Source organism: Saccharospirillum alexandrii, assembly GCF_004000275.1.
GTDB classification, from domain to species: Bacteria; Pseudomonadota; Gammaproteobacteria; order Pseudomonadales; family Natronospirillaceae; genus Saccharospirillum; species Saccharospirillum alexandrii.
This window is the reverse complement of sequence record NZ_RCIP01000025.1, coordinates 1-308: the sequence shown is the minus strand read 5'-3', so window position 1 is coordinate 308 and position 308 is coordinate 1. Positions and strand designations below refer to the sequence as shown.

At 34.7% G+C, this 308-nt stretch carries 1 protein-coding gene; it reads left to right on the top strand.

Features of this window, described 5'->3' with window-relative positions; all coding sequences use genetic code 11:
- Positions 1 to 66: 66 nt before the first annotated feature.
- On the top strand, positions 67 to 308 hold a 242-nt coding region (locus tag EP166_RS21390), incomplete at its 3' end, for a hypothetical protein (protein ID WP_220432678.1).

The following is a 308-nucleotide window of genomic DNA, read 5'->3' as shown; positions in this document are numbered from 1 at the left end:
TTGGACAAAGTAAATGATTTAGACATCTATACGTATTGTTTAGGACAATTTAAAGTTGGAAAACTTATGAATAGTCCTTTAAGGTCTGGAGATAAGAACCCTTCATTTGGAATATTTCATTCCAAAACAGGAGGACTATTATGGAAAGACCTTGGAACCGGAGAGTGTGGAAACTCTTTGAAGTTCCTAAAAGAATACAAAGGTATAACGACTAGAGAAGAACTTGAACGAGAATTATTGAGAATCGTACGCAGAATAAATCCTAATACAATCGTAAGGACAAATACGTACGATAAACCGAAAGGAGA